Source organism: Streptomyces sp. NPDC032091 (assembly GCF_055580265.1).
In genome coordinates this window covers 121,832-148,592 of record NZ_JBVILR010000008.1, presented here as the reverse complement: position 1 = coordinate 148,592, position 26,761 = coordinate 121,832, and the positions used below count along the sequence as shown (strand labels likewise).

Annotated in this window: 23 protein-coding genes and 4 pseudogenes; 14 read left to right on the top strand and 13 right to left on the bottom strand. The window is 70.7% G+C overall.

Annotation, left to right across the window (positions count from 1 at the left end; genetic code table 11):
* Window position 1: 1 nt before the first annotated feature.
* A complete protein-coding gene (locus ACZ5NJ_RS15670; RefSeq protein ID WP_468765410.1) occupies window positions 2-4,816 on the top strand; it encodes a tetratricopeptide repeat protein in 4,815 nt (1,604 codons plus the stop codon).
* Between the two features lie 70 nt (window positions 4,817-4,886).
* On the opposite strand, the gene ACZ5NJ_RS15665 is transcribed toward ACZ5NJ_RS15670, so the two are convergent.
* Together ACZ5NJ_RS15665 and mscL are read right to left on the bottom strand one after the other, a co-directional pair.
* Window positions 4,887-5,375 carry a nuclear transport factor 2 family protein gene (locus ACZ5NJ_RS15665; protein ID WP_468765409.1) on the bottom strand — a complete coding sequence of 163 codons (489 nt, stop codon included), beginning with the start codon at window positions 5,373-5,375 and terminating at the stop codon, window positions 4,887-4,889.
* 80 nt (window positions 5,376-5,455) lie between these two features.
* On the bottom strand, window positions 5,456-5,896 hold the full coding sequence (gene mscL / locus ACZ5NJ_RS15660) for a large conductance mechanosensitive channel protein MscL (protein ID WP_468765408.1): 441 nt from the start codon (window positions 5,894-5,896) through the stop codon (window positions 5,456-5,458).
* A gap of 420 nt (window positions 5,897-6,316) precedes the next feature.
* Between mscL and ACZ5NJ_RS15655 the strand changes: the two genes are divergently transcribed.
* Window positions 6,317-6,520 (top strand): cold-shock protein, encoded by a 204-nt coding sequence (locus ACZ5NJ_RS15655; RefSeq protein WP_466617938.1) that lies wholly within the window; start codon window positions 6,317-6,319, stop codon window positions 6,518-6,520.
* On the opposite strand, the gene ACZ5NJ_RS15650 is transcribed toward ACZ5NJ_RS15655, so the two are convergent.
* Entirely contained in the window at window positions 6,517-7,302 is a 786-nt protein-coding gene (locus ACZ5NJ_RS15650; protein WP_468765407.1) for a serine hydrolase domain-containing protein, read from the bottom strand. The genes ACZ5NJ_RS15655 and ACZ5NJ_RS15650 overlap by 4 nt on opposite strands.
* Window positions 7,303-7,574: 272 nt before the next feature.
* Between ACZ5NJ_RS15650 and ACZ5NJ_RS15645 the strand changes: the two genes are divergently transcribed.
* The 4 genes from ACZ5NJ_RS15645 to ACZ5NJ_RS15630 all read left to right on the top strand — a co-directional run bounded on the left by ACZ5NJ_RS15645 (window position 7,575) and on the right by ACZ5NJ_RS15630 (window position 13,652).
* Complete coding sequence (locus ACZ5NJ_RS15645) at window positions 7,575-8,831, top strand: phospholipase D-like domain-containing protein (protein ID WP_468765405.1); 1,257 nt, start codon at window positions 7,575-7,577, stop codon at window positions 8,829-8,831.
* 283 nt (window positions 8,832-9,114) lie between these two features.
* The gene (locus tag ACZ5NJ_RS15640; protein WP_468765403.1) at window positions 9,115-11,796 is read left to right on the top strand and encodes a glycosyl hydrolase; all 2,682 of its coding nucleotides are present in this window, start codon (window positions 9,115-9,117) and stop codon (window positions 11,794-11,796) included.
* A 1,350-nt stretch (window positions 11,797-13,146) separates the two neighbouring features.
* On the top strand, window positions 13,147-13,497 hold the full coding sequence (locus ACZ5NJ_RS15635) for a MerR family transcriptional regulator (RefSeq protein WP_468765401.1): 351 nt from the start codon (window positions 13,147-13,149) through the stop codon (window positions 13,495-13,497).
* Between the two features lie 20 nt (window positions 13,498-13,517).
* Window positions 13,518-13,652, top strand: a complete 135-nt coding sequence (locus ACZ5NJ_RS15630) for a hypothetical protein (protein ID WP_468765399.1) — start codon at window positions 13,518-13,520, stop codon at window positions 13,650-13,652.
* On the opposite strand, the gene ACZ5NJ_RS15625 is transcribed toward ACZ5NJ_RS15630, so the two are convergent.
* On the bottom strand, window positions 13,633-14,040 hold the full coding sequence (locus ACZ5NJ_RS15625) for a hypothetical protein (RefSeq protein WP_468765397.1): 408 nt from the start codon (window positions 14,038-14,040) through the stop codon (window positions 13,633-13,635). The two genes, ACZ5NJ_RS15630 and ACZ5NJ_RS15625, sit on opposite strands and share 20 nt — an antisense overlap.
* A 195-nt stretch (window positions 14,041-14,235) precedes the next feature.
* Here ACZ5NJ_RS15625 and ACZ5NJ_RS15620 point away from each other — a divergent pair.
* The 3 genes and pseudogenes from ACZ5NJ_RS15620 to ACZ5NJ_RS15610 all read left to right on the top strand — a co-directional run bounded on the left by ACZ5NJ_RS15620 (window position 14,236) and on the right by ACZ5NJ_RS15610 (window position 16,339).
* Window positions 14,236-15,107: pseudogene (locus tag ACZ5NJ_RS15620) on the top strand (helix-turn-helix transcriptional regulator).
* A gap of 168 nt (window positions 15,108-15,275) precedes the next feature.
* Window positions 15,276-15,437 carry a hydrophobic protein gene (locus ACZ5NJ_RS15615; protein WP_468765395.1) on the top strand — a complete coding sequence of 54 codons (162 nt, stop codon included), beginning with the start codon at window positions 15,276-15,278 and terminating at the stop codon, window positions 15,435-15,437.
* Window positions 15,438-15,622: 185 nt separating this feature from the next.
* Window positions 15,623-16,339: a hypothetical protein gene (locus ACZ5NJ_RS15610; protein ID WP_468765393.1), complete on the top strand. Its 717-nt coding sequence runs from the start codon at window positions 15,623-15,625 to the stop codon at window positions 16,337-16,339.
* Window positions 16,340-16,591: 252 nt separating this feature from the next.
* On the opposite strand, the gene ACZ5NJ_RS15605 is transcribed toward ACZ5NJ_RS15610, so the two are convergent.
* A complete protein-coding gene (locus tag ACZ5NJ_RS15605; RefSeq protein WP_468765391.1) occupies window positions 16,592-16,987 on the bottom strand; it encodes a VOC family protein in 396 nt (131 codons plus the stop codon).
* Between the two features lie 94 nt (window positions 16,988-17,081).
* Here ACZ5NJ_RS15605 and ACZ5NJ_RS15600 point away from each other — a divergent pair, with 94 nt between their 5' ends.
* The 3 genes from ACZ5NJ_RS15600 (at window position 17,082) to ACZ5NJ_RS15590 (ending at window position 19,599) form a co-directional block, all read left to right on the top strand.
* Window positions 17,082-18,071 carry a helix-turn-helix transcriptional regulator gene (locus ACZ5NJ_RS15600; protein WP_468765389.1) on the top strand — a complete coding sequence of 330 codons (990 nt, stop codon included), beginning with the start codon at window positions 17,082-17,084 and terminating at the stop codon, window positions 18,069-18,071.
* A gap of 267 nt (window positions 18,072-18,338) precedes the next feature.
* On the top strand, window positions 18,339-18,737 hold the full coding sequence (locus ACZ5NJ_RS15595) for a hypothetical protein (RefSeq protein ID WP_468765387.1): 399 nt from the start codon (window positions 18,339-18,341) through the stop codon (window positions 18,735-18,737).
* Window positions 18,738-18,858: 121 nt separating this feature from the next.
* On the top strand, window positions 18,859-19,599 hold the full coding sequence (locus ACZ5NJ_RS15590; protein WP_468765385.1) for a class I SAM-dependent DNA methyltransferase: 741 nt from the start codon (window positions 18,859-18,861) through the stop codon (window positions 19,597-19,599).
* Here ACZ5NJ_RS15590 and ACZ5NJ_RS15585 read toward each other — a convergent pair.
* The 6 genes and pseudogenes from ACZ5NJ_RS15585 to ACZ5NJ_RS15560 form a co-directional block, all read right to left on the bottom strand.
* Window positions 19,588-19,761, bottom strand: a pseudogene (locus ACZ5NJ_RS15585) (transposase); the annotation flags it as partial. The gene ACZ5NJ_RS15590 and the pseudogene ACZ5NJ_RS15585 sit on opposite strands and share 12 nt — an antisense overlap.
* 122 nt (window positions 19,762-19,883) lie before the next feature.
* The gene (locus ACZ5NJ_RS15580) at window positions 19,884-20,978 is read right to left on the bottom strand and encodes an LLM class flavin-dependent oxidoreductase (protein ID WP_468765383.1); all 1,095 of its coding nucleotides are present in this window, start codon (window positions 20,976-20,978) and stop codon (window positions 19,884-19,886) included.
* Window positions 20,978-22,018, bottom strand: a complete 1,041-nt coding sequence (locus ACZ5NJ_RS15575; RefSeq protein WP_468765381.1) for an ABC transporter substrate-binding protein — start codon at window positions 22,016-22,018, stop codon at window positions 20,978-20,980. Before ACZ5NJ_RS15575 ends, ACZ5NJ_RS15580 begins: the two co-directional genes overlap by 1 nt.
* Window positions 22,019-22,145: 127 nt before the next feature.
* Complete coding sequence (locus ACZ5NJ_RS15570; RefSeq protein ID WP_468765379.1) at window positions 22,146-22,892, bottom strand: ABC transporter ATP-binding protein; 747 nt, start codon at window positions 22,890-22,892, stop codon at window positions 22,146-22,148.
* Window positions 22,865-23,737 carry an ABC transporter permease gene (locus ACZ5NJ_RS15565; RefSeq protein WP_468765377.1) on the bottom strand — a complete coding sequence of 291 codons (873 nt, stop codon included), beginning with the start codon at window positions 23,735-23,737 and terminating at the stop codon, window positions 22,865-22,867. Before ACZ5NJ_RS15565 ends, ACZ5NJ_RS15570 begins: the two co-directional genes overlap by 28 nt.
* Window positions 23,738-23,917: 180 nt before the next feature.
* Window positions 23,918-23,986: a putative leader peptide gene (locus tag ACZ5NJ_RS15560; protein ID WP_328303517.1), complete on the bottom strand. Its 69-nt coding sequence runs from the start codon at window positions 23,984-23,986 to the stop codon at window positions 23,918-23,920.
* Window positions 23,987-24,186: 200 nt separating this feature from the next.
* Between ACZ5NJ_RS15560 and ACZ5NJ_RS15555 the strand changes: the two are divergent.
* Window positions 24,187-24,339, top strand: a pseudogene (locus ACZ5NJ_RS15555) (IS5/IS1182 family transposase); the annotation flags it as partial.
* 139 nt (window positions 24,340-24,478) lie between these two features.
* Here ACZ5NJ_RS15555 and ACZ5NJ_RS15550 read toward each other — a convergent pair.
* Together ACZ5NJ_RS15550 and ACZ5NJ_RS15545 are read right to left on the bottom strand one after the other, a co-directional pair.
* Window positions 24,479-25,072 (bottom strand): NAD(P)H-dependent oxidoreductase, encoded by a 594-nt coding sequence (locus ACZ5NJ_RS15550; protein ID WP_468765376.1) that lies wholly within the window; start codon window positions 25,070-25,072, stop codon window positions 24,479-24,481.
* Window positions 25,073-25,338: 266 nt separating this feature from the next.
* Window positions 25,339-25,466, bottom strand: a pseudogene (locus tag ACZ5NJ_RS15545) (DUF4360 domain-containing protein); the annotation flags it as partial.
* A gap of 275 nt (window positions 25,467-25,741) precedes the next feature.
* On the opposite strand from ACZ5NJ_RS15545, the gene ACZ5NJ_RS15540 reads away from it, so the two are divergent.
* Window positions 25,742-26,305: a GNAT family N-acetyltransferase gene (locus ACZ5NJ_RS15540; RefSeq protein ID WP_468765375.1), complete on the top strand. Its 564-nt coding sequence runs from the start codon at window positions 25,742-25,744 to the stop codon at window positions 26,303-26,305.
* The last annotated feature ends 456 nt before the right edge of the window (window positions 26,306-26,761 follow it).

The window sequence follows — 26,761 nt, the reverse complement described above, 5'->3', positions numbered from 1 at the left end:
CATGGACCCGAGGAGACTGGTACTGATCCGCGTAGGGGACGCACCGAACGGCACCGGCTACCTGATCGGGCCCCGGCTGGTCCTGACGAGCCTGCACGTCGTGCGCGGCTCCGAACCGTGGTTGAGCGTGCGCGTCGGGCATCCGGTCCTGAGCACGGAGCTGCTGCACCGGCGAGACGTCCGCGTCTGCTGGCCCACTCCCGGCGACCAGGTTCCCGACACGGTGGACGTGGCGCTGTTATGGCTGGACGAGCCCGTTGATCTGGGCGGTTCCGCGCCCGTGCGGTGGGGCCGGCCGGCCGGGGCCGCGCTGTTGTCGTACGACGGCCTGGGCTTCCCGTCGTTCGCCGACGACGGCGGGAAACCGCAGGTGGAGCACCTGCGGGGCGACCTGCCCCCGGCCGGTACCTCCAGGACCGGCGGGGGATGGGTCCTGGACACACCGATCTGGCCCGAGCGCCGGAGCCGGAGGGGACGCAACGGCGCGTCGCCGTGGGCGGGGGTTTCGGGCAGCGCCGTCTTCTGCGAGGGGCGGCTGGTCGGTGTCGTCACCCTGGCCGACCCGGCCCTCGGGCAGCGCCGCCTGCACGCCCAGCCGATCCACCCCCTGTTCGGGATCCCGCGGTTCGCCGACCTCCTGTCCCGGCACGGCGACCGCCGGACCATGCCCGACCTGGAGTTGGTCGAAGCCAAGAAGGGCCCGGTCCAATGGCCGGTCCTGGAGGGCAATCTCCCACCCGAACCCAGTGCATTCCAACCGCGAACCGAGGTGTGCGGGGTCATCGACGACGCGCGGGAGAGGTCCGGCACCGTCGTCCTGTCCCAGGTGCTGGCCGGCCAGGGCGGGGTCGGCAAGACCCAGCTCGCGGCACACTACGCCCGCCGGGCCATCAACGAGGGCACCGACCTGGTGATGTGGGTGGACGCCACACGGCCGGCCGGTGTGCTGGAGGCGTACGCCGGCACCGCGGTGAAGGTGCGGGTGCCCGGGGTCGGCGGACAGCCGGAGACCGTCGAGCAGGACGCGGCCGCGTTCCTCGCCTGGCTCGCCACCACCGAGAGGTCCTGGCTGATCGTCCTCGACAACATCACCGACCAGACCCTCGGCGATTTGTGGCCCGCCACGAGCCGCGGCGGGCGCGGACGGGTGATCGCCACCAGCCGGCTGCGGGGGGCCGCGGCCAGCGACGCCGGGCGCGCACTCGTGGACATCGGCGTCTACTCGGCTCCCGAGTCCGCCGCCTACCTGCGCGACCGCCTCGAAGCCGCCCGCTGTTCCCACCTGCTGGACGCCGGGAGCGCCGACCTCGCCGAGGCGCTCGGGCACCTGCCCCTGGCGCTCGCCTACGCCGCCGCCTACATGATCCAGCGGCGGCGCAGCAGCAGCCGGTACCTCCAGTCGTTCCGTGAGCGCGGCCAGTCCTTGGAGGAGGCCCTACCGGGGCGCGACGGCGTCGACGGCTACCACCTGTCCGTCGCAGTGGCCCTTCTGCTGTCCCTCGACGCCGTCCGGCAGGAGGATCCGCTCACCGTGGACGCGCTGGTCCTGGCCTCGCTCCTCGACCCCGCCGGCCATCCGGAGGCCCTGTGGGCCACCGCGCCGGTGCTGGAGCACCTCGCCCGCGCCCGTGCCGGAGCGGTGGGGGGCGGGGGCGCCGAGGTCGAGGACGGGCGCGGTGCCGTGCGACGGGTGCCGGAGGAGGACGCGCTCGACGCCCTGGCGGTCCTGCACAACTACAGCCTCCTCACCCTCACCGAGGAACCGAACCGGCAGGTCACCATCCACGCGCTCACCGCCCGCGCCACCCTCGACACCACCCCCGCCGGCGAGCGCCCGCACTACACGGCCGCCGACGGGCTCCTCGCCCTGTGGCCGGGGGAGGAGCACCAGGACCACGCCCTGGCCATCGTCCTGAGGGCCAACACCGAAGCGCTGCGGGGGCACGCCGGCGGACTCCTCTGGCACTTCGACAAGGCCGAACCCCACGCCCACGGCCTGCTCTTCCGCTACGGCACCAGCCTCCTCGAAGCCGGCCTGGCCGCCGCCACCGCCCACTGGAACCAGCTGGCCCTCGACGGCGGGCGTCTCCTCGGCCCCGACCACCCCGATGCGCTCCGCGCCCGCGCCCACCAGGCCGTCGCGTACAGGCAGGCCGGACGCTTCGACGACGCCGTCTCCACCGGGGAGCGGGCCCTCTCGGACCACGAACGGCTCCTGGGCCCCGACCACCCCCATACGTTGGCCACCCGCGGCAACCTCGTCCTCGCCCATCAACAGGCCGGTCACCCGGACCGTGCGGTGGCCATCGGGGAGCGGCTCCTCGCCGACTACGAGCGCCTCCTGGGCCCCGACCACCCCGACACCCTCACGACCCGGGGCGTCCTGGCGGTCTGCCACGAGCGGGCCGGCCGCACCACCGACGCCGTGCCGCAGCTGGAACGAGCGGTGGCCGACAACGCGCGGCGCTTCGGCCCGGACCACCCCGAGACCCTCGTGGCGCGGGGCAACCTCGCCCTGGCCCACCGGAAGGCCGGGCGCACCGCCCACGCCGTCGCCCTGCTCGAACAGGTGGCGGCCGACTGCCGACGGATCCTCGGCCCCGACCACCCCCACACGCTCGGTGCCCTCGGCAACCTCGCGGACTCGTACCACGAATCCGGACGGAACGAGCAGGCCCTGGCCGTCAAGGAACAGGTACTCACCGACCGCGTACGGCTCCTGGGCCCCGACCACACCCACAGCCTCACGGCCCGGGCCGGCCTCGCCCTGTCGTACTTCCGGGTCGGGCGAACGGACGAGGCCATCCGCCTGGAAGAGAAGGTGGCGGCTGACAGCGCGCGCGTCCTGGGCCCCGACCACCCCGAGACCTTCATGGCCCGTGGCAACCTGGCCTCGTCCTACTGGCAGGTCGGGCGCGGCGACGAAGCCGTCGGCCTCCTGACGGACGTGGCTGCCGACCAGGTACGCGTCCTGGGCCCCGACCACCCCAGGGCCCTGACCGCCCGCACCGATCTCGCCGCCCTGCTCGTACGCATGGGCCATACCGACGAGGCCGCTTCCCTGCTGGGGGAGGTACTGGCCCACGCCCCCGACTCGCTCACCGCGCGCCGCGTCCTCGCCTCCTGCCACCGACACGCCGGACGGACCGGGGAGGCCCTCGCCCTGCTGGATCGGCTCGCTGCCGACAGCGTCCGCACCCTGGGTCCCGACCACCCCGACACCATCGGCGTCCGTGCCGAACTCGCCATCTGCCACCTGCTGGCCGGTCGCGCCGCCCAGGCCGTCACGCTGCTGGAACAGGTGGTGCTCGACCGCACACGCGTCCTCGGCCCCGACCACCCCGACACGCTCTCCGCCCGCGGCAGCCTCGCCCTGGCCCACCAGGAGGCCGGAGACATCGCCCGGGCCGTCTCCCTGCTGGAACGGGTGGCGGCCGACAGCGCGCGCGTCCTGGGCGCGCACCACCTCGACACCCTCACCGCGCGGAGCAACCTCGCCGTGGTCCTCCAGGAGGTCGGACGCTCCGCCGAGGCCATCGGCCTCGCAGAGGAGGCCCTCGCCGGCAGAGTGCGGCTCCTGGGCCCGGAGCACCCGGAGGTCCTCACCGCCCGCGGCAATCTCGCCCTCGCCCGCCAGGAGGCCGGAGACGTCGCGCAGGCCGTTACGCTGCTGGAACAGGTGGTGGCCGACAGCACGCGCCTTCTGGGCCTCCACAACCCCCAGACCCTCACCGCTCGCGGCAATCTCGCCGCGGCCTACCAAGAGGCCGGGCGTTTCGACGATGCCATGGACGTCGGGGAGGAGGTCCTCGCCGACAGGGTACGGATCCTCGGCCCGGACCACCCCGACACCCTCACCAGCCGCAGCAACCTCGCGACGGCCTACCACCGGACCGGGCACACCGCCAAGGCCATCGACCTCGGGGAAGGGGTCCTCGCCGATAAAGAGCGGATCCAGGGCCCGGACCACCCCGACACCCTCACCAGCCGCAGCAACCTCGCAGCGGCCTACCACCAGGCCGGGCGCACCGCTGACGCCAGCGACCTGCTGGAACGGGTGGTGGCCGACCGCACGCGGATCCTCGGCCCCGACCATCCCGAGACCCTCGCCGCCCGCACCAGCCTCGCCGGCTGCCGCTCGGAGGCGGGGCGGTTCGACGAGGCCATCGCCATGGAGGAGCAGGCCGTCGCCGACAAGGTGCGGGTCCTGGGCCCGGAGCATCCGGAGACCCTGACCGTCCTCAGCAACCTCTCCTTCTCCTACCACGGCGCGGGCCGCAACGACGAGGCCATCGCCATCGGGGAGCGGGTGCTGGCCACCCGCCGCCGGCTCCTGGGCCCACACCACCCGGACACGCTGCTCTCCCACGGCAACCTCGCCCCCTTCTACCGTCTCGCCGGGCGCCTGGAGGAGGCCGTCACCGTCGGGGAGCAGGTCCTGGCTGCCCGCAGTCGGCTCTTGGGCCCCGAGCACCCCCAGAGCCTCACCGCCCAGGGCGGCCTCGGGGCGTCCTACCGGCTCGTCGGGCGCCTCGCCGAGGCCATCGCCGTCGGAGAGCAGGCCCTGGCGGCCTGCGTCCGGGCCCTGGGACCGGACCATCCTCAGACCTTCACCGCCCGTCACCACCTCGGCTCCTCGTACCGGCAGGCCGGACGCACCGACGAGGCCATCAGGCTGTTGACGTCCGTCGTGGAGGACCGGACCCGCATCCTGGGGCCGGCGCACCCGGACACGGCGAAGGCACGGGCGGAACTGGCAGCGGTACGGGGCGAACGGGGGCGCCCCCGGCGGCCCTCGGACCCAGCCGGAGCCTGACGCCCCACCAACCCGCGACGGCACACCGCCCAGGGCTCCTGACGTCCAGGGGCCCGGGGCAGACCTTCGGTCAGTACACCTGGGTCGCGGGGGCCGGGGTCAGGTCGTCCGGAAGCTGCGGAGGGGTGCCCTGGGTCCAGACCACCCGAAGTGCGGAGGCGAGGATCCGCCAGCCGGCGGCGGTCCTGACCAGTTCGGTCTCGGTGTGACCGGCGGAGACGAAGACGTTGCCGGGGTCGCCGGCCAGGACGGGGGTGCTCAGCTGCGCACCGCGGACGGTTGCGCGGTCGCCGTGGACCTCGATGATGTTGTTGGTGCCGAGATGGACGGTTCGGTCGAACAGTGCCATCGCGCGCTGAATGTGGGCCAACAGGGCGGCGCGGCCATGGACGGTGCCGACGGGCATGTCCGCGGTGACGTTCTCGATGTGGAAGTCCCGGGCCCACGCCTCGTCGAAGATCCCGTCGTCCAGGGAGCGAAGGTAGCGGTCCATCAGATCGGTGATCTCCGCGCGGTCGGTCAGGGCCTGTAGTTGTCGCTGCATCTCGCTGGTGTCCATGGCGAAAGCCTGCTACCTCAAGCCGACTTGAGGTCAAGCCCTGCGGCTGTCGGGCTGTGATGGTCAAGGGGGATCGGCCATCAGAGGCGCTGGGTCGTATCCCCGGCCTGTGCGGGTACGGCGGGCAGCGCGACAGTGCAGGAGGCGCACCGTCGGGCCTGGGCGGGTACGGGACTGAGGCATTCGGGACAGTCGCGTTTCGGGGCCTGGACGTCCTGGTGCGGGGCGAGGCGTTCGTGCAGCTTGTTGATCGGCAGCACGACCAGGAAGTACAGCGCGCCGGCGATGAGGAGGAAGCTGATCGCCGCGTTGACGAAGGCGCCGTAGGGGAACGTGGTGGTGCCGACGGTGAAGGTCTTGCGGCTCGTGTCGCCGGTGGCCCCGGTGGCCAGCCCGACCAAGGGGGTCAGGAAGGCGCTGACGAAGCCGTTCACCACGGCGGTGAACGCTGCCCCGATGACGATGCCGACCGCCAGGTCGACCACGTTGCCGCGCAGGATGAAGCTGCGGAAGCCCTTCATCTTTTCACCCCTTGATGGTCTTGACGTCGACGGGCGGCACCGGGAGCACGGTGAGCCCGGCTTGACCTCTGCTGCCCGGCCCCACCGCACACATGCCCGCCGGACGCACATCCCCGTACCCGGCCGGGCCGGCTGACCGGAGGGGATCCTCCGGGACCGCTTGGCCGGGGCTGCGGGCATCCGGGCCGTGTGGCGTCTCGGCCACTTCGGCACAGCCTTCCGCCCATCGGGGCGGTGTTTCCTGTGGTGACAGAAGGTGTGGGCGTGTAGCGTCTGCGTTAGCTGTCGTGGTTCGGATTTTCCCTTTGCCCATGCCTCCGGCGTGGGCATTTTTGCTGTGTTGTGCCGCAGGAACCAGGGCGATCACCTCCGGCTTCCCGTATACCGCGGGAGGCGTTCATCGACTGGAAGGCATGAGACATGGCTACAGGAACTGTGAAGTGGTTCAACGCGGAGAAGGGCTTCGGGTTCATCGCCCAGGACGGCGGCGGCCCGGACGTCTTCGCCCACTACTCCGCGATCAACTCCTCGGGCTACCGTGAGCTCCAGGAGGGCCAGACGGTGACCTTCGACGTGACCCAGGGCCAGAAGGGCCCCCAGGCGGAGAACATCACCCCCGCCTAAACATCGGCCGCCCTCGCCTGCCGGATGACGACGTCCGGCGGGCGGGCGGCGGCGCGACGGCCCTCACCGTCGATGACGGCGCTTCCCGCCTTCGGACGAGGCGTCAGGCCGTGCCTTGGCGGGCGTCGCCGCAGGCGGCCTGGTCCTGGAGGGTGCGCAGCAGTTCGAAGGCCGGGGCGTCGACGGGGCGCTGGGTGTTGCTCAGGACGATCGCGCCCCAGCTCGGCGGGGCCGCGGCAGTCCAACTGGGTCCGAACGTAGGACACGAGGTCGACCGCGGACGACCGCAGGCCTCCCGCCCCGGCAAGATCGGCCAGGTTCCACGGTGGGGTGCGGCGCCGCCTGCCGTCATGGCCCTGGGCGAGCCGGCCCGGCCGGGTGACGTCATCCGCCACCCCGGTCGCGGACATGCCCAGCGGGGCGCACACCTGGCTGGTGACCAGTCGCTCGTAGGTGGTGCCCGCGCGGCGGGCGAGGGCCAGTCCGAGGAGGCCGGCACCGAGGTTGGAGTAGCGCACCCGTCGGCCCGGGGTGGATCCGAGGCGGGTGCGGGCCAGTCCGGACAGCAGCGTCTCCGCGGTGCAGCCTGCGTACGGATCGGGGGTGCGGGGACGCGGCAGCGCCCGCACCATCATGCCCTTGGGCAGCCGCGGCAACCCGGAGGTGTGGGTGGCCAGATGCCGCAGGGTGATCTCCCGTCCCTCCCTCGACGGTACGGCCGTGCCCGATGGCAGCAGCCGGCCCAGCGGCTCGTCGAGTTCCACCGTGCCGGCGACCGCCATCCGTGCCTCTCGAAAAGCGTGTCGGCGCTCGGTACCGAGCCATCGCCCCTTCCTGTGGCTCCCGTCGCCGCGTATGCGACCCGCCCGTCGGCTACGACGGCGACGACGACGCCGACGTGCCGTCGGGCAAGCCCCTCCGCGGTGGCCAGAGCCAGCGTGTCCAGGTCTTGAGCCTGTCCATCAGGCAAGACGCCCAGGGGCTCCGTCATTCGCGTGCAGGGATCTTCGTGTTTCATATACCAGTTCGACAACCGAAGGGGAGCGGCAACAACATGCGCAGAGCAGCGGTATTGGTGGCGGCGACAGGGCTGATGGCGGGGGTCTCGCTGCTCACGGCTCCAGGGGCGGGTGCCGTGGACGAGCCGGTGGCCGTCACGGCCACGTTCAATGATCCGGCCGGTTCGGCGGCCGAGCAGGACGCGATCCGCAACCAGCTGATCTCACTGGTCAACCGGGCTCCGGCCGGGTCGGAGATCAACGGCTCCATCTACCTGATCACCGACGGCGGCGTCCGCAGCGCGCTGGTCGCGGCCAAACAGCGGGGAGTGAAGGTCAAGGTCATCGTGGACGGGGACGCCGTCGCCGACACCGACCCCGAAACGGGCAAGGCCACCGGCTCCGAGTACTCCGCCCTCGCGGCCGCCACCGGTCTGGGCACGGACCTCACGGCGGACTCCTGGGTCATGGCCTGCCCGACCACGCGGGGCTGCATCGGCAACCGCAGCCTGTCAGGCGGGGACGGCGGCGCGATCAACCACAACAAGTTCTTCCTCTTCTCCAAGGTGGGCAGCACCGACAACGTCGTGTTCCAGACGTCCGCGAACCTCACCACCAGCCAGCGCCGGAACTTGTACAACAACGCCGTCACCCTCCCCGACAACGGCTCGGGCCTCTATGCGGCGTACCGGGCGTACTGGCAGGACCAGCAGACCTACGGCTCCTCGGGGTTGGGGCTCCCTCACTACTACCAGACCCAGGACAGCGGCCCGTACAAGACGTACTTCTTCCCCCGCCAGGAGAAGACGGGCACCACGTACTCCACCGACGCGAGCACGGACACCGTCGTCTCCCTGCTCAACAACGTCGACTGCGCCGGCGGGGCGACCCGTGTCCGCGTCGGGATGTACGCGTTTACGCGCCCCCAAGTGGCCGACAAGCTGGTGCAGATGAAGACCGCCGGATGCGCGGTCGACCTCCTCCACAACGGCGAGGACGGCAACCTCGGCACGACCGTCAAGAACACGATCGCGGGCAAGCTCGACTACACCGCCCGCTGTGCCGGAACCGCCTCGAACGCCGACGGCACCTCCCGCACCATCGGCATTCACTCCAAGTACCTGCTCATCGAGGGCACCTACCTGGGAGGCGCCAACCGCAAGCTGGTCTTCACCGGAAGCCACAACTACACCTTCCCGAACCTCCGCGCGAACGACGAAACCCTCCTGAAGATCGACAATCCCGCCGTCTACGACGCCTTCAAAGCCAACTTCGAAGCGATCAAGGCGGGGCCGCACTGCACCCAGTGGTAACGCCACACTGAGACGGGGCGCGTCGCGGTGGTGCCGACGTGCGGGGCCGTGCGTCTCAACGCCGGGGGAGAGATAGCCGAGGCGCCGCTACGCGCGGACCGTGCCCGCGTCGAGCCGAGGACGGCGTCCCGCAGCGGCCCGCGGCCGCCTCGGTGGCCGCCTCACGCCGGAATGGCAAACTCCGGCTCATTTTTCCCCGCTCCCCTTTCCCACCTGTCGCGGACACGCCAAGATCTCCCCGCGTCGGGCCACATCCGGTGCCCGACCGTAGGGAGGAGAGCGCATGATGCCTCAACGGCATCGGCGACGGTTCATCACCTGCACCGTCGTAGCCGCCGCGTTCGGACTGGTGAGCACCCAGTCGCTCGCAGCATCCAGTGATGCCCGACCCCGGCCCTGGAACGCGCGCCACCAGGCCGACATCGGCCGCCAGCACACCAAAGCGGTCAACGCGGGTCACGGCAGGTCCGCCTTCGCGGCACCCGGGAGCGAGGGCGACGACGGTTCCGACGAAGCGGAGAACTCCGCCGAGGGCACCGCCCAGTACACCGAGGCCCGGACGGCGCCCGGCATCGTCGCGCCGGGTGCGTACGGCGCGGCCTGGGCGCAGTTGCAGTCGATGCAGCACACCCGCGGCGACTGGAACCACGTCACGAAGAAGCCGTACAACTCTGACGACCCCCGCTACCGCGACCTCAATTCCAACTCCAGTGGCGGTTCGGGCAACGTGACCGGCCGCATCACCGGGGTCGCCGCCGACGACCAGGGTTTCGTGTACGCGGGCGGCGCCAACGGCGGGGTGTTCCGGTCGAAGACCGGCGGCGGGCAGTGGGAGCCCATCGCCGACAAGCTGCCCTCGCTGTCGACCGGCACCCTCGCCCTGGACGGCTCCAAGCGGCTCTGGTACGCCACAGGCGAGTCGAACACCGGGGCGACCTCCTACGTCGGTACGGGTGTCTACCTGCTGGCCGACCCGCAGCACGGGCAGTTCCAGCCCGGCGGCCGGGTGGGCGGTGCGGAGCTGGAGAGCACCACCATCCACGCCCTGCGCTTCGCCGGCACCACGGTGTGGGCGGCCACCAGCCGGGGCGTGTGGTCGCACTCCACCACCACGCTGTCGGGCCCGTGGAAGCTGGAGTTCGCTCCCAACCCGGACTATCTTCCCGGCGGCGCCAAGGCCTCCGACCCCAGCGCCCCGTACAAGAACATCGCCAACGACATCGCCGTGGACCCGAAGGACCCGTCCAAGGTGCTGCTCGCCGTCGGCTGGCGGGGCGGTGACACCAACAACGGGCTGTACTCCAAGCAGGGTGACGGCACCTGGCAGCCGGCCGCCGGTCTGGGCGACCTGCCGACGAACCACGAGGACGTCGGCAACGTGACGTTCGCGTCCGCCGCGGACGGCTCGCGCATGTACGCCATCGACCAGTCCCCGGCACAGATGGCCGCGGACCCGAACAGCGGGCTGAAGGGCGTCTACGTCTCCAAGAGCGGCTCCCCCTTCGGGCCGTGGACGCAGATCGCCGACTACCCCAAGCTGAAGGCGTCCGGCTCGGCGCTCCAGGGCGACGGCTACATGCCCGGCATCCAGTCCTGGTACAACCAGTTCCTCCAGGTCGACCCGGCCAACCCCGGCCACGTCTACCTCGGTCTGGAGGAGGTCTTCGAGACCAAGAACGGCGGCGCGGACTGGATCACCCCGGGCCCGTACTGGAACTTCCCCTTCCCCTGCTGGAGCATCGACCCGGCGAAGCAGACCGGTGACTGCTCAGCGACCACGCACTCCGACCAGCACGCGGTCGCCATCGGCACGTACAAGGGCAAGACCTACGCGTACGTCGGCAACGACGGCGGCATCTACCGCCGCCCGGTCAACGGCGCGGTCGACTCCGGCGGCCACGCCAAGGACTGGCAGTCGCTGAACGACGGCACCATCGACACCCTCCAGTTCTACTCGGTGGGCGTCGGCAAGGACCTCGCCTACGGCGGCGTCTCGGTCACCGGCGGCCTGCAGGACAACGGCCAGTCGATCCTCCGCGGCCGCGACAAGGTGATGGGATCCAACTTCGGCGGGGACGGAGCCGACACCATCACCGACCCGAACAACGGCTGCAACATCGCCGAGGAGTACGTCTACCTCGACATGTGGGTCACCCAGAACTGCGGTGTGAACAACGGCTCCTGGACTACGGACCCGACCAAGGCCACCGAGTACGAGGTGGCACCCCCGGACAAGGACCTCGGCGGCGCGGGCGCCCGCTTCATCGCGCCGATCGCCTCCGACACCAAGGACGTCAACACCTGGGTCGCCGGCGGCCGTCACGTGTGGGTGCAGCACAAGGGCTTCGCGATCCGTTCCGGCGCGGAGTGGAACAACGCCTACGACCTGGGCGAAGGTCATGTGGCCACCGCCGTCGTCTCCTCCGGCGGCACCGTCTACGCCGGCTGGTGCGGCCCCTGCAACAACCAGGGCTTCAGCCGCGGCATCGCGACCGGCAACGCCGACGGCACCGGCTGGCACCAGCTGAACCTCCCCGTCGACGGCACCGTCCCCAACCGCTACATCTCCGGCTTCGAGGTCGACCCGGCCGACGCCCAGCACGTGTACGTGGCCGTCAACGGCTTCTCCCGCAAGTGGACCGAAGGCCCCGGCGCGGGCGTCGGCCACGTCTTCGAATCGAAGAACGGCGGGGCCGACTGGACCGACATCTCGGCGAACCTGCCCGATGTCCCCGCCAACTCGGTGAAGCTCGTACCCGGCGGAGGACTGTCCCTCGCCACCGACCTGGCCGTCTTCTACCGCCCCGTCGGCGCGAACCAGTGGCAGGTACTCGGCAACGCACTGCCCACCACGGCCGTCATGCAACTGCGCCTCGGCCCGGACGGCAACCTGTACGCCGCCACCCACGGACGGGGCATCTGGTCCTTCGACGCACGGCGGCTCAGGGGCCGCACGAACGACTGACCGGGTCCTGTGGCCAAACGGCCGGTGCGACCCCGGCACGGGGGATCGCGCCGGCCGTCAGGGGATCTGAAAGGCGGCCACGTCGAGGCGCAGACTGAGCACGGGCGAGCCCTGTGTCCCCCAGGTCACCAAGGCCACGCCCGGTCGGGCCGCGCGAAGGGTGACGTGGCCCGTGCCCTCCGCATCGGTCGTGGCCGCAGTGATCACGGCCGGCATCGGAGTGCTCGTACTCGGCCCCGGCCAGGCACCACTCGGGCCGGCCGGCACAACGACCGTCACGGTGGCACCGACCCTCACGCACACCCGCTGGACGGCGAACTCCCCGGGCCGCATGGTCACCGTCACCGCACCCGAGACGCAGCCACCAGGACGCGGGGCTGCCCCGGTCGCACGGCCGGGGGACACGAGCGGCGACGGGCCCTGCGGCCCGGCATCCCCGTGAACACCACTGCTGTTCCCGCAGGCAGCCGCAGTCGCCGCACCCACCAGTACGACCACCCCTGTCACCGGAGACAGAGCTCCGACGTTCCCGACGGCTCGACGGTTCCGCCGACAGGCGACCGCGTCAGGCGCCTGCCTCCGCTCTCACCTGTGTGCGTGCGGACCGCCGATTACCTCCCACACCGCCATCCCAAAATCTGTCGTCGCTGGAGTAGACATTGCGCTGCGGCGTAGCTATGGTTTCTTTCGTAGCCCAGAGAGAACGAAGGGCCCGGCAGAGATGAACTGCCGGGCAGCAGTACCCGAAGTTGCAGGACGGTGCGGTGGTGGAGTGTCGAAGCCAGAGCGGTTGCAGGACGGCGACGGGACTGATCACCGCACTGGGTGGCCCGCAGTCATCAGGGGCCGCCGCAGGCAGTACCCAGTGGTTGCAGTACCCAGCAGTGAAGTCAGTGAGCAACACCCCCGGTGAAGGCGTCGGCTGCGGACGCGCGCACCGGGAAGTCCGGCAGTGGGGTTCTAAGCCAAAGCAGATGCAGGATGGGCAACGGGGCTGGCTGCCGGAGCGTGGTGCTTGGTCAGGCCACGAGCAGTACCCGCATTTCGCAGTACCAGCAGTACAGCAGTTCCCTGTAGGTAAGCAGTTGATCACCAGAGGGAAGAACGGAGGAGTTGGGACGCCATCAGGATCGCCCGGACGCCACGCGAGTCCGGGTACCGCAGGACATCGATAGTGAGGTGGTCTCCGGTCAAGCACCGCGATCCCCGCAACCCCGGCGAAGCTCAGGTCGGGTAGGCGGAAACAGAAGGCCGGCGCAGTATCAGGGCCGGCAGATGGTGTAGCAGTTCCTTCGGGGCCCTGGCGCTATAGGCGCCAGGGCCCCTCCATGCGTGGCAGAAAGAGGTGCGATGACAGCAGACAACCCGGGGAGCCCGCTCGGCGGCCGTCTGGACGACGACAACTTCCCCGCCTACACCATGGGCCGGGCCGCCGAAATACTCGGCACCACCCAGAGTTTCCTCCGCGCGATCGGCGAAGCCCGCCTCATCACCCCGCTTCGCTCCGCCGGCGGCCACCGCCGGTACTCCCGCTACCAGCTGCGGATCGCGGCCCGCGCCCGGGAACTCGTCGACCAAGGCACCCCCATCGAGGCGGCCTGCCGCATCGTCATCCTCCAGGACCAGCTCGAAGAGGCCCAGCGCCTCAACGCCGAATACCGCCGCGCCGCCGGTTCGCCCCGCTCGGATGCCGCGGCCTGAGAGTCCTCGTGCCCGCTGGAATGCCAGGCGGGCCCCGGCTCGCCGGTAGGACGCTGCCGAGCGGCAAGGCCTGCGGGATCCGCGTCCCGGGGGAGGCCTTCGACGCCGAGGACTTCCTCTCCTCGGTCGCCGACATCAGCTGGTCACGACGCTGACCGGCCCTTCCACGCCACGCCGCGTCACCAGTTCGAGCCGTAGCGTCCGGCACGGCCACGGCGGTGGTGGCGCCGCGCCGAACCAGACCCTGACGTCCAGCCCGGTGCGGACCGGCAGGCGCGGGTAGTCGTTCTCGGCGTGCTCGGTGCGGTGCAGGGCGTGGCCCGCGCCCAGGTGCCGGGCGGCGTACCCGTCGAAGGCGGTCGCCCCGAACGGATGACAGATGGTCGCGAGCACCTCGCGGGTACCGGGCGCGGGTGTGAAACCGGGCCCGCGCAGGAGCAGGACGTCGTCGCTGTCGGTCATGGTGGCGTTGGCTGCTTCCCGGTGCTGGCGCCAGACCGGGCCGGTGTAGAAGGACTCCAGTGAGTGCCGTCGGCGTGCCATGTCGGGGAACGAGCGCAGCCAGACGAAGCGGTTCGGGTCGTCCAGGTCGCGGAACCGCCCGCTCCGGGGCGCAGGGTGTACTGGCGAAGTTCGACGATACTCATGCGCCGGCCCGCCCCCTTCGGGTGAAGGCCGCGACTTTGGGGCGCGAGCCGGCTGGTCACTCTGCTCCTCCTGCTCCAGAACCGGGGCCGGATGACTGCCCGGGAACTGGCCGAGGAACTGGAGGTCTCCGTTCGTACGGTCTACCGGGACGTCGAGGCGCTCGGCGCCGCCGGCATCCCGCTGTACGGCGCCGCCGGACATGCGGGCGGCTACCGGCTGGTCGACGGTTACCGGACCCGGCTCACCGGACTCACGGCGGACGAGGCACAGGCAGCGTTCCTCGCCGCGCTCCCCGGCGCCGCCGCCGACCTGGGGCTCGGAGATGCGCTCGCCACCGCGCAACTCAAGTTGCGGGCCGCCCTTCCGGCGGATCTGCGCGAGCAGGCCGAACGTATCCGGCAACGCTTCCTGCTCGACGCTCTCGGCTGGTACAGCGACGCCGACCGCACGCCGTATCTGGCCCCGGTCGCCTCCGCGGTGTGGGAGGGGCGGGCAGTAGTGCTGAGGTACCGGCGCTGGCGGGCCCCGGAGGAGATCGAGCGCCGGGTGGAGCCGTACGGGCTCTACTGAAGGCCGGCCGTTGGTACCTGGTCGCGGGCGGACGGTCCGGGATACGCACCTACCGGGTCGATCAGATCCTCGGCATCGAACCGCTGGAGGAATTCGCCCCTCCGGAGGGGTTCGACCTGGCCGCCTACTGGGACGGACACCTGGCCGGCTTCCGGGCCCGGCTGCACACAGGCGAGGCGCTGGTGCGGCTCACCCCGCAGGGAGCCCGCCGCCTCGGCGTGGGGCCCGTGAGCGACGGCTGGACGCAGGCCCGGGTGCCGATCGAGTCGATCGACCACGCCCACGGGGAGTTCCTGCGGCTCGGCACGGATATCGAAGTGGTGGAACCGGCCGAACTCCGCGACCGCATCGCCGCGACCGTGCGGGCCTTGACCGCCCGGTACGGTCGCTGACCCCGGGCAGAAGGCACCCACCCCAGCCGCCAGCCGGCCATGCCCAGGACCGCGTTCCAGCGGCTGAGCGGCCGAAGGCTCTTTCCCGGGAAGCGGCATAAGAAACCGCTAAATAACACGAATGCAGGAGAGCGGGCGGGGCAGGAGGCTGTCCGGAGGTTGATAATCATGGTTCCCCTGCTCCTCGTTCTCCTGCTCGCCCTGATTCTTTTCGGTGCGGGCTTCGCCATCAAAATTCTGTGGTGGATCGCGATCGCCGTCCTGGTGATCTGGCTGCTTGGTTTCGTCGCCCGCCCGAAGGGCGGAAGCGGCCGGTGGTATCGCTGGTAGCCCATCGACCAGTGCACTCGCCGAGGTGGGCCGGGGTCGGTTCCGGCACGGGCCCACCTCGGCATTCCGTGCTGACGCCCCGCACATTGATGGCTGATTCACGAAGGGAAAGAGGCGTCGGAGGCAATATGCTCCGCGTTCTGAGGCCGTGAGCGGCCCGCAAAGGAGGAAAGGCGGTCACCTTCGTGTCCGGTAAAAGAGCCGATGCCCGTATCCGCCATCCGCGCCACGAACGGCGCGGCGAAGCGAGGCTGCCCGCCGTCGTCGCCACGCTGGCAGCCATCCTCCTCTACCTGGCGCTGCCGCAGAAGCTGCTCATCGCTCCGCGCTACGTGCTGCCGGCGTTGGAGGTACTGCTCCTCCTGCCGTTGGTCGCTATCAATCCGCGCCGGCTGACCCACCAGACGAAGATGTTCCGGTTCCTGTCGGTGGCACTGGTCCTGCTCATCGTGGCGAGCAATCTGACCGCCCTCGGCATCCTCGTCCACGAACTCCTCTATGCCGGAGTCGACGACGGACGTTCCCTGCTCGTGGCGGCACTTCAGGTGTGGCTGACGAACGTCATCGCATTCGGGCTGGCGTACTGGGAACTCGACCGCGGCGGCCCCGTCAGCCGTACCCAGACCCCTCGTGAAGAGCTGCAACTCGCGGACTTCCGCTTCTCGCAGGACGAGAACGACGATGCCGTTCAGGAAGTGGCGGACGGCGCCAGCAAGGTCTCCGACTGGGTCCCCACCCTCGTCGACTATCTCTACGTATCGGTGACCAACTCGACCGCTTTCAGCCCGACCGACACCATGCCCCTGTCCGTGCGCGCCAAGCTGCTCATGGCCGTGCAGAGCGTGGCGGCGCTGCTGACGTCGCTTCTGGTCATCGCCCGGGCGGTGAGCGTCCTGCGCTGACCCGCCGCACTCTGCCGTCGCCACGTCCCGGGGGCCGCCCTCACGAGGAGCGCTGCGGCCCACCTGCGGGTGTGGGAGCCGGGCGGCGATATGGCCGTCGCAGGCCGTAACCCCACGTCAGCGGCCACTCCGCCGTGGCCGCCGATCAGCTCGCGCGCCGGGCGATGCCTTCCTCGCCGCGGTCGGCGACCACCCCTGCGGTACGGGCGGCGCGGTAGCCGGTGCACCAGGATGTCGGACAGGGTCAGCAGGTCAGGGAGCCGTTCGGACGGCCCCCGGCGTGACAGGGGTGAAGAAGTTGACGAGGTTGCCGTCGGGGTCACGGAGCAGGAGCGACCGGTTGCCCCAGGGCATCGTGGTGGGCTCGGTCACGAAGTCGGCGACGAAACCGGCCAGGTTCCGGTACACGCCGTCCACGTCGGCGACGAGGAATTCGATGATCACCGTGTTGTTGTCGGCCGGACGGGCGGAGCCGGGAGCGAAAAGTGCCACGGTGCGGGTGCTGCCGATCGCGAGGGTCGCGCTGGGGGTCCGCAATTCGGCGAAGTCCTCGGTGGACCAGTCCGCCCGCACACCGGTGGCTCGCTCGTAGAAGTCGACGAGGCGCGCGACGTCGCTGGTGATGATCCGGATCGAGACGAAGTCCATGGTGCTCTCCTCAAGCTGGTGAAGCCGTTGCACCTCGGACGCTAGAGCAAATAGTGGACAGATTCGGTCCAGTATCAACGCTAGGCTCGTGGACATGGCTCGACCCACCAGCCGCGTGCTCACCCTCCTGGAACTCCTGCAGTCGGGCGGCATCAGAACGATGTCCGAACTCGCCGACCGGCTCGGCGTCGACGGACGCACCGTTCGGCGGTACGTGGGCCACCTGGTCGACCTCGATATCCCGGTCGAGGCGGTCCGCGGTCGCTACGGCGGGTATCGGCTCGCCCCCGGGTACCGTCTGCCTCCGCTCATGCTCAACGACGACGAGGCGCTTGCCGTGCTCCTCGGCCTGGCCGCCGGCCGCAGGACCGGGTTGCCGGCGACGAGTGAAACCGCAGGCGAGACGGCGACGGCGAAGATCCGCCGGGTACTGCCCGAGCGTCTGGCCGCTCGGCTCGACGCCGTCATGGAATCCCTCGCCTTCACGGCTGAGCCCGGCGATGTGGCCACCCCGGAGACAGGGGTCCTGCTCGCCATCGCCGATGCGGTACGCCATCGCCGTCCGACCTTGATCAGGTACACCGCCCGAGACGGCCGACGAAGCGAACGCACGCTGCACCCGTACGGGATCGTCGCCCATGCGGGCCGGTGGTACGTCACGGGCACCGATCCCGGGATCGGCCAGGACCGGACTTTCCGGCTCGATCGCATCGCGGACGCGAGGAGCCTGCCAGGCTCATTCGAGCCGCCCGCCGGCCTCGATCCGGCACAGCGCGTCCTGTCAGGGCTCGCCAAGGCCGCCTACCGGCACGAAGTGACCCTGCGGATCCACGGGACGGTCGAACAGATCCGCACCCGACTGCCTGCCAGCGTCGCGAGCGTGGAGGAGCCCATTTCCGCGGAAGCCGCAGATCCGCACACCGAGCGTTGGGTCCGCGTCGAACTGAGAGCAGAACGGCTCGACTGGTTGCCACCCGTGCTCGCCTCGCTCGACCGGCCGTTCGTCATCGAGCGACCGGACGAACTACGAGACCTCGTCATCGCGTTCGCGGACCGGCTCGCAGCCTCTGCCCGCCAAGCCTGACGCCGGTATCTGCTCCAAGATCCCGACCGCGGATCCCAAGCCACTCGGGCGCGTCGACTTCGACGCCTGCGAGTGCGGCGGCCGCACTCGGTTGCTCGACCTGGTCAACACGATGGCCCCCCAGCTCATCGCCGCCCCGTTCGGCATGGACCCGAGGCCACCACGATCCAACTCCCCGACCACGTCGATCCGTGCCACCTGCCTGATCCGCGACAGACGAGGCAAATGCGCTGGTCAAGTCATTGGTCAAGCTGCAGAATCAGCAGAATGCCGCGCTTCTTGTGTGACCACTGCCGACACCCCCTCACCGGACCGGTCACCAAGGTGAGAGTGCCGCCGCCGGTCCCGATGTCGGAGATCCCGGGCGTCCGGACACGTCCGGCCCGGATGCCCCGCGGCACCTATGCCGGGAATTTTCAGGTGAGCGATTTCGGCATCGACGTCCCTGGCTTCACCGTGCACCCCGACGATGTGACCGGCACGGAACGGCACCCCGACCTCATGCGATCGACCGGCTGCTGCCAGGGCCCTTCTGGCACCGACGGTCTGAACCTCGTATGCGCGGGCTGTGCAAGCGAAGTCGGCACCCGGCAGGCGGATTGCTATACGGACAACCAGGTGATCCTGGAGCCACGCGCGGTATGTCTCTCCTTTGCCGACGACTGATCATCCGCCCCAGCAGGGCTGAACCCATTCCGTTTCGGCGCTGCCTGACACAGGTTGGATCACCCCGGGACGTTTTAAATGCTTCGACAGCGCCCCTCGGCACGCGGCACAGTGGCCACCCGTGACGAGCAGTGAACTGTGGACCCGCGCGACCGCCGACCGCTACGACGCCGAGGAAGCCGAGGCGTCCTCGGCTGCCGTCCTCGAACCGACCCTCGCCTTCCTCGCCGAGCTCGCCGGAGACGGCCGGGCGCTGGAGTTCGCCATCGGAACCGGCCGGGTGGGAGTCCCGCTCCGGGAACGAGGCGTGCCGGTCGTGGGCATCGAACTGTCCGAGCACATGGCAGCGGTGCTGCGGCGCAAGGTCGACGAGGGCGCCCTCCCGGTAGTCATCGGGGACATGGCCACCACCGTCGTTCCCGGCGCGTTCACCCTGGTCTACCTCGTCTACAACACCATCACGAACCTGCTCACGCAGGACGAGCAGGTCGAGTGCTTCCGCAACGCCGCACGGCATCTGGAGCCCGGCGGCCGGTTCGTCATCGAGCTGGGGGTGCCGCCGCTGCGGCTCCTGCCGCCCAGCCAGGTCGCGGTGCCGTTCGACGTCTCTCAGCAGCATCTCGGCTTCGACACCTTCGACCTGGTCGAGCAGGTACTCGTCTCGCACCACTTCACCCGCGACGGCGACGACGGCCGCTACCGCCGCGAAAACTCCCGGCACCGGTACGCCTGGCCGGCGGAGCTCGACCTGATGGCGCGGATTGCCGGGCTCGAACTGGAACGTCGCGTTGCGGACTGGGACGGGTCTCCGTTCACCCAGGACTCCACGAAGCACATCTCCGTGTGGCGCAAGCCGGCCTGAGGTCCGCCACGGGGCCAGAAGGGCCTCGTGGAGCCGGGGCCGGCCTCCAGCAGACTCGGTCCACTCGGCCAGGCGGCGCCGGCACGTCATGCCCGAGCCGAAGCCCAGTTGCCGTGGCAGATGTTCCCAGGCGATTCCGGTGTGCAGGACGAACAGGATGCCCCCTGGACCACCAGCCGCCCCGGCAGACACAGGTGCTGGCAGGCGCAGGGCCGGCACGCCCACGTCCCGGTCCGCGTCCCGCGCAGGTGCCGGGACCCTCCCTCCCCCCCCTCGCCCCCGGCTCAGGACCCGAGCAGTCCGCGCGCCGCCAGTTCCGGGGTCACCCCTTCGCCGAACCAGTACGCCTCCTCCAGGTGCGGATAGCCCGAAAGGACGAAGTTCTCGATCCCGAGCGCGTGGTACTCCTCGATCCGGTCGGCCACGTCCGCGTGGCTGCCGACCAGGGCCGTACCCGCGCCACCGCGGACCAGCCCGACCCCGGCCCACAGGTTCGGGGAGATCTCCAGGCCGTCCCGCGATCCGCCGTGCAGGGCCAGCATCCGCTGCTGCCCCACCGACTCGCTCGCGCCCAGCAGCGTCTGCGCCCTCGCGATGTCCGCGTCCGACAGGTCCCCGAGCAGCCGGTCCGCCGCGCCCCAGGCCTCCTTCGCCGAGTCGCGCGAGATGGTGTGCAGCCGGATGCCGAAACGGACCGTCCGCCCCCGCTCCTCGGCCAGCGAGCGGATCCAGTCGATCTTCTCCTTCACCTGCTGAGGCGGCTCGCCCCAGGTCAGGTACACGTCGGCGTGCTCGGCGGCGACCGGGCCCGCCGCTGCCGAGGACCCGCCGAAGAAGATCTCCGGCAGCGGATCGGGCGGCAGCGCGGTCAGCCCCGCGTCGATCCGGTAGTGCTCGCCGTGGAAGTCGAACGGCTCCGCGCGCCAGGCCCCCCGTACGACCGACAGGAACTCGGCGGTGCGCTCGTAGCGGCGGTCGTGGTCGAGGTGGTCCCCGAAGCGCCGCTGCTCCGCCGAGTCGCCGCCCGTCACCACGTTGAGCAGCAGCCGCCCACGGGTGATGCGCTGGTAGGTCGAGGCCATCTGGGCCGCCAGCGTCGGCGAGATGACCCCGGGCCGGAACGCCACCAGGAACTTCAGCCGCTCGGTGTGCTGCGCGAGCGCCACGGTGGTCAGCCAGGCGTCCTCGCACCAGGTCCCCGTCGGGGTCAGCACCGCCTCGAACCCGAGCCGTTCGGCGGCCTTCGCGATCTGTGCGAGGTACTCGATGTCCGGCTCGCGGACCCCGGGCGCCGCGGTGTTGTGGGCGTAGGCGTGCCGGTCCACCAGGGTGCGGCCGTCGCCGCCCGTGGGCAGGAACCAGTGCAGACGGACCGTCATCAGGAGTCCTTCCCGTAGGTGCGCGGGGCGGTGGTGGAGGGCGGCAGGTCGCCGTTGAAGCGGGTGTCGACGACGTCCTTGAAGACGACCTTGCCCGGGATCAGCTTCAACTCGGTGAAGGTGTCGGCGATCTTCTGCTCGGAGGCGACGGCCGCGTCGTCCACGGCGACCGGCACGCGGGTGCCGTTGCTGCGCTTGACCGCGTCGAAGGCCACCTCGTACGGCAGGCCGGTCTCCTTCGACCAGACCTTCGCCCACTCCTCCGGGTGCTTGAACACCCAGTCCTGGGCGCGCCGGATGCGTGCCAGGTAGTCGCCGATGGCCTTGGACTTGGCCTGGTCCGCCAGGGCGGAGGGCGCCGCGACCTGGAACCCGAGGCCGTTGACGACACCCTCGCCCGAGGTGAGGACGCGGGCGCCGTTCCGCAGCACCTGGGAGGTGTACGGGTCCCAGACCGCCCAGGCGTCGACACTGCCGCTGTTGAAGGCGGCCAGCGCGTCCGCGGGCTGGAGGAAGTTGACCGTCACGTCCGAGGGCTTCAGGCCGGCCTGCTCCAGGCTCGCGATGAGCTGGAAGTGGGCGGAACTGCCCTGCGCCACCGCGATCTTCTTGCCGCGCAGCTCGGCGGCGGACTGGAGCGTGGAGCCCTTCGGCACGAGGAGCGCCTCGCCCGAGGAGGAGCCGTGCGTGGCCGCCACGACGGCGATCTTCGACTTGGCGGCCGCGGCGAACACCGGCGGGGTGTTGCCCACGCCCCCGATGTCCACGGCCTTGGCGTTGACGGCCTCCAGCAGCGGCGGACCGGAGGTGAAGGTGGACCACTTGATGGTGTAGTCGAGGTTCTCCAGCTCGCCGGCGGCTTTCAGCAGCGACTCGAAGCCGCCCTTCTGGTCCCCGATGCTGAGCGTGACCTTCGCGTTGCTCTTGGTGTCCCCAGCCGCGGCCGGGCCGCTGTCGGCCGCGGAGCTCCCGCCGCAGGCGGTCAGGACCAGGGACAGCGGGACCAGGGCGGCGAACAGGGGCAGGGAATGGCGTGTCATGTCGCTTCTCTTCGTTCTCTTGACGGGGTGAAAGGTCTTCTGGGCGGGGGCGGGGGCGGGGGCGGGGGCGGGGGCGGGGCCTTCGGGCGACGGCCCTTCGGGCAACGGGACTTCAGGCCACGGGACTTCAGGCGACGCCGAGTTCGCTGAGCAGCCGGGCGCGCAACATCGCGAAGCCCGGGTCACCGACCTCGCGCGGCCGGTCCAGCGGGACCTGCGTGTCGTAGGCGATCCGTCCCCCGTCCATCACCAGCACGCGGTCGGCCAGCAGCACGGCCTCGTCCACGTCGTGCGTGACCAGGAGCACCGCGCAGCCGCGCCGCTGCCACAGCCGGGCCACCAGCTGCTGGGCCTTGATCCGGGTGAGGGCGTCGAGGGCGCCGAACGGCTCGTCCAGCAGCAGCAGATCGGGTTCGCGCACCAGTGCCCGGGCCAGGGAGGCCCGCTGGGCCTCGCCGCCGGACAGGGTCTTGGGCCAGGCGTCCGTACGGTGCTCCAGCCCGACCTCGGCCAGGGCCAGCTCGGCGCGTTCGCGTCCCGGCTTGCCGGGCAGTCCGAGCAGAACGTTGCGCCAGACGCGCTTCCAGGGCATCAGCCGGGGCGCCTGGAAGGCCACGGCCCGCCGCTCCGGTACGAGGACATCGCCCTCGATCTCCCGGTCCAGGCCGGCGAGTACGCGCAGCAGGGTGGACTTGCCGCAGCCGCTGCGCCCGAGGAGCACGGTGAACTCGCCGGTCCGCAGGGTGAGATCGAGCCCGTCGATGACGGCCCGCCCGTCGAAGGACCGGGTCAGACCGGTGACCCGGACGGCGGTGCCGGCGTCCGTGGCCGCGGGGGAAGCGGCGGCTACTGCCCCGTGAACGTCGGTCGCCATTGCAGCAGCAGCCTTTCGAGAGTGCGGACGACGAGGTCGGCGGTCAGGCCGAGGAAGGCGTAGACGACGAGGCACACGACGATCACGTCGGTGCGGAAGAACTCCCGCGCCTGGTTCATGAGGAAGCCGATACCGGCGTCGGCGTTGATGGACTCCCCGAACACCAGCGCCAGCCACGCGGTCGCGAGGGAGTAGCGCAGGCCGGTCATGAAGCCCGGAAGTGCCCCCGGCAGCACCACGTGCCGCACCAGACCCCAACGGCCGAGGCCCAGCACCTGGCCCGCCTCGATCAGTGGCTCGTCCACCCCGCGGATCCCCGCGTACACGTTGAGGTACAGGTGGAAGGCCGTGCCGAGGGCGATCAGCGCGACCTTGGGGGCCTCCCCGATGCCCATCCAGATGATGAACAGGGGAATCAGGCCGACCCACGGCACCGTGCGCAGCATCTGCACGCTCGCGTCGATGAGGTCCTCGCCGAGCCGGGACAGTCCGGACAGCAGCGCGAGGACCGTCCCCGCCGTCCCGCCTATGACCAGCCCGATCGCGACGCGCTGCAAGGACACGGCCATCGCCCCGGGGAGCGTCCCGTCGCCGATCAGGTCCGCCCCCGTGGAGGCGATGGCCGACGGCGGCGCGAGGGTGTCGGCCGGCAGCCACCCGAGGGTGCTGGCCAGCTGCCACAGCGCGAGCAGCAGCAGGGGCCCGGTCGTCCTGCGGATCCAGCGGGGTACGGTACGCCGCCGGGCGGAGGACGGCTTGACCGCCACGAGTGCGGGGGAGTCCGGGGGTGAAAGGTCAGATGCCGGTGTGGCGGATGTTTCCGGCGGCGCGTGGCCGATGCTCATGGAGGCTCCACGAAGACAAGGTGTGAAGGCAGGGGCGCGCACCGCCCTGACAGACCTCGCCCCGGCGTGCAGGCGGGGAGCAGGGGGATCAGTGCGGATTCAGGGGCGCGCGGGCATGCCGTGGAAGAGCGCGGAGCGCTCGTGACGCGTCAGCGACGGAGGGGCGTCAGGAAGAGGGCGTCAGCAGCCGCGGCAACAGGCGGCGGAAGCTACCCGCAGCAGGTCGATGTGACCGCGCGTGGTGAGCATGGCTGAACGCAACATGCGGCGAAACCTAGCCATCCGGCCGGGCGCGGGTCAATGGCGTCTCGCACACTGGACTGGCCGTCTCTGATACCGGGCGCCACGCGGGGCGCGCAGGCCGGAAGAGAGGGCCCGGAAGGGATGGAAGAGACGCCCGAAGCCTGTCTGCTAATTGATCTTGTGGCACGGCGAGGTGAGTCGACGGGATGGCTTGGGAGCGGATAGAGCCCCTGTTGACGCAGGTGGACGGGCGTGGTCGGCCGTGGCGGACCGTCTATGAGCGGTTCGCCCGCTGGAAGGCGGCCGGCACCTGGGCCAGGCTGCTGGAGCACGTGCAGGTCCACGCCCGAGCACCGGGGGACCGCCACCGGGAGGAGTGTCCGGGGTCCTGCCCCGGCAGGCTGTTGGGGGAGGCCCGGCCGGGTTCGTCCCCCCCTGCCCTGGTCACGCCGGCCTCCGCCAGCAGCGGTGAAGCCCCTGATAACCGCCGCGGCCCGGTCAGGCCAGGAGCGCGGCCGCCTCCCTGCGCGTCTGCGTCAGCCAGGCCGCGCGTTCCTCGTCGGCCGAGTCGGTGACGGTCCGGAAGACGAGTCGGCGGATGTCGGTAACTCCCACGTACGGCAGGACACATGCGGCCCAGATCCTCTGCAGGGGGTCCCCGAACTCGTCCTCCTCGCGGTCGGCGGGAGTGTCGGACGTGTTCAGCACGAGAGCCCTGCGCGCCTTCAGCAGGCCGGCGGGTTCACCCTCCGCGGTACCGAGCTTGTAGGCGACGCCGGGCGCGAACACGCGCTGCACCCAGCCCGTGAGAACAGCGGGCGGCATACCCCACCAGTTCGGGTGGACGAAAACCATCGCGTCGAGTGTGGCCACTTCCGTCCGGTGCAGCGCCACCTGCGCGTCGTGGGCACGTCCGGCGGACTCGACGGTCCCCGTCTCATCGGCGGACAGCAGGGGAGTGAACCCTTCGGCACACAGATCATGCGCCAGCACCGTGGCCCCTCCCTCCCGCAGTTCCTCCACGACCGCATCGAAAACGGCGTGATTGAAACTGCCCGGCCGCGGATGCGCCAGGTACACACCGATCTGCATCTCTCCCCCATTCAGCCGCGACGCCGTTGGGCGATCGCAAGCATGAGCCTATGCCGAGCGGAGGGGCGGTTGTGGCCCCTCACTGCGAGGGCACCGCCTGCTGAGGAGTTGATTCCCTTGGTTCCCTCGTCGGGCGCGCCGACGGCCGTCGGCCCTCGCGCCTGCCGTGCCTGCGGGGTGATCGGCACTGCGTCCGGCCGCGTACGGGTCGGGCGGGGGACCGGCGCGCCCCCGCCCGGTGGGTGTCAGGTCGCGGTGCAGGACGCAGGGGGCGAGGTGCCCTTGCGTACGCGGAGTTCGGTGCGCGTTGCACGCCGCAGGGCGCCCAGACCAGTGGGGCGCAGTCGGTCGAGTCGGTGGCCTGCCAGTTGTCGTCGTACAGGCCGCTGAACGGTGCTCTCCTGCGCTGCGCGCAGCTCGCGCGCGGCGGGGCGGAACGCGCGTAAGCGGTCGACGATGTGGGCCGCCCCGCTTCCTCGGTCCGCTGCTCCAGGCGGTTGCTCGCTACCGACCAGGTCGTCGCGGGCGGGTGCCTGGTCGACATCGTGGACCTGCGCTACCGGCACGGTGGCCCCGGACGATGATCTGACTCCGCCGGTGTGGCAGGGGCGGTTCAGATCGGCTTCGGAGGGCCTGTGCATCGCGCGCTGCGGCGTGATCGAATAGGGGATGGCATCGTTTTGGACTGGTAAGCGGGTACGGCTGCGGGGTATCGAGCCCGACGACTGGACGGCGTTCATGCGCTTCGCCGTCGACGAGGAGCGGTTGGGAGATGTGCTGCACCCACCCCGTTCCGCCGAGGGCTTCCGTGCCTGGACGAAGGAGCAGGCCGCTGCCAAGTCCGATGGCGACTGCTTCGGGTTGGCAATCGAAGCCGTCGGCACGGGGGAGATAGTCGGTGCTGTCGGCTCGCACCACGCTGATCCACGTGCGGGCTGGTTCGAGTACGGCGTCACGATGGGTGCTGAGCATCGGCGCAAGGGCTACGCAGCAGAAGCCGTGGTGATGTTGTTGCGTTTTATGTTCGCTGAGCGGCGCTATCACAAGTGCGGGGCGCGGATTTTCGCCCACAACGAGGCATCGCTGGCACTTCATCGGCGGCTCGGTTTCGTAGAGGAGGGTCGTCTCCGCGATCAGGTGTTCCTCTCCGGCCGGCACCACGACCTCGTCGTGATGGGCATGCTCGCTGACGAGTTCGCGCAACTGCACGAGATGGGCGGACTCCGGGGCTGAGTTGAGCTCACCCACGGTGTTTCCGGGGCGGCCGCCGTGCCGGTGGGATTGCGGTGGGTGGGCACCTGGTCCAGGGCGACGCCCGAGGATGGGGCGCAGCTGCGCGGAGGTGACCCACGTGCTGTACTCGGCGGGTTCGACGCCGCCGCCCTCGGGCGTCTGCCACAGAGGGCACGCCGATGCGGTACATCCACACCCCCGTGTCCATCCGGAGCCCCTCGTAGAGCCGTACGCGCCCGATCTCCTGCCCGTCGGGCAAGCAGGAGAGTGATCGCGGCGGGTGGTGGTGGGTCGGGCACGGTCAGGGGCGGGCGAGCCACTCTGCCCGGGCCTCCTGGCAAGCCGCCCACAGGGGGCTGGCGCCGGCTCCGTAGCGCGTGGTGGGGCGGTGGCAGCGGACGCATGGCCCGGTCGAGACCGGCGTGGGCCGTGGTGGTGCGGTGTCGATGGGACGGC

Excerpts from the sequence above, each read along its gene's own strand:
- ACZ5NJ_RS15670 (WP_468765410.1), top strand. The coding sequence starts at position 2 with ATGGACCCGAGGAGACTGGTACTGATCCGCGTAGGGGACGCACCGAAC.
- ACZ5NJ_RS15665 (WP_468765409.1), bottom strand. The coding sequence starts at position 5,375 with ATGGACACCAGCGAGATGCAGCGACAACTACAGGCCCTGACCGACCGC.
- mscL (WP_468765408.1), bottom strand. The coding sequence starts at position 5,896 with ATGAAGGGCTTCCGCAGCTTCATCCTGCGCGGCAACGTGGTCGACCTG.
- ACZ5NJ_RS15655 (WP_466617938.1), top strand. The coding sequence starts at position 6,317 with ATGGCTACAGGAACTGTGAAGTGGTTCAACGCGGAGAAGGGCTTCGGG.
- ACZ5NJ_RS15650 (WP_468765407.1), bottom strand. The coding sequence starts at position 7,302 with ATGGCGGTCGCCGGCACGGTGGAACTCGACGAGCCGCTGGGCCGGCTG.
- ACZ5NJ_RS15645 (WP_468765405.1), top strand. The coding sequence starts at position 7,575 with ATGCGCAGAGCAGCGGTATTGGTGGCGGCGACAGGGCTGATGGCGGGG.
- ACZ5NJ_RS15640 (WP_468765403.1), top strand. The coding sequence starts at position 9,115 with ATGATGCCTCAACGGCATCGGCGACGGTTCATCACCTGCACCGTCGTA.
- ACZ5NJ_RS15635 (WP_468765401.1), top strand. The coding sequence starts at position 13,147 with ATGACAGCAGACAACCCGGGGAGCCCGCTCGGCGGCCGTCTGGACGAC.
- ACZ5NJ_RS15630 (WP_468765399.1), top strand. The coding sequence starts at position 13,518 with ATGCCAGGCGGGCCCCGGCTCGCCGGTAGGACGCTGCCGAGCGGCAAG.
- ACZ5NJ_RS15625 (WP_468765397.1), bottom strand. The coding sequence starts at position 14,040 with ATGGCACGCCGACGGCACTCACTGGAGTCCTTCTACACCGGCCCGGTC.
- ACZ5NJ_RS15615 (WP_468765395.1), top strand. The coding sequence starts at position 15,276 with ATGGTTCCCCTGCTCCTCGTTCTCCTGCTCGCCCTGATTCTTTTCGGT.
- ACZ5NJ_RS15605 (WP_468765391.1), bottom strand. The coding sequence starts at position 16,987 with ATGGACTTCGTCTCGATCCGGATCATCACCAGCGACGTCGCGCGCCTC.
- ACZ5NJ_RS15600 (WP_468765389.1), top strand. The coding sequence starts at position 17,082 with ATGGCTCGACCCACCAGCCGCGTGCTCACCCTCCTGGAACTCCTGCAG.
- ACZ5NJ_RS15595 (WP_468765387.1), top strand. The coding sequence starts at position 18,339 with ATGCCGCGCTTCTTGTGTGACCACTGCCGACACCCCCTCACCGGACCG.
- ACZ5NJ_RS15580 (WP_468765383.1), bottom strand. The coding sequence starts at position 20,978 with ATGACGGTCCGTCTGCACTGGTTCCTGCCCACGGGCGGCGACGGCCGC.
- ACZ5NJ_RS15575 (WP_468765381.1), bottom strand. The coding sequence starts at position 22,018 with ATGACACGCCATTCCCTGCCCCTGTTCGCCGCCCTGGTCCCGCTGTCC.
- ACZ5NJ_RS15570 (WP_468765379.1), bottom strand. The coding sequence starts at position 22,892 with ATGGCGACCGACGTTCACGGGGCAGTAGCCGCCGCTTCCCCCGCGGCC.
- ACZ5NJ_RS15565 (WP_468765377.1), bottom strand. The coding sequence starts at position 23,737 with ATGAGCATCGGCCACGCGCCGCCGGAAACATCCGCCACACCGGCATCT.
- ACZ5NJ_RS15550 (WP_468765376.1), bottom strand. The coding sequence starts at position 25,072 with ATGCAGATCGGTGTGTACCTGGCGCATCCGCGGCCGGGCAGTTTCAAT.
- ACZ5NJ_RS15540 (WP_468765375.1), top strand. The coding sequence starts at position 25,742 with ATGGCATCGTTTTGGACTGGTAAGCGGGTACGGCTGCGGGGTATCGAG.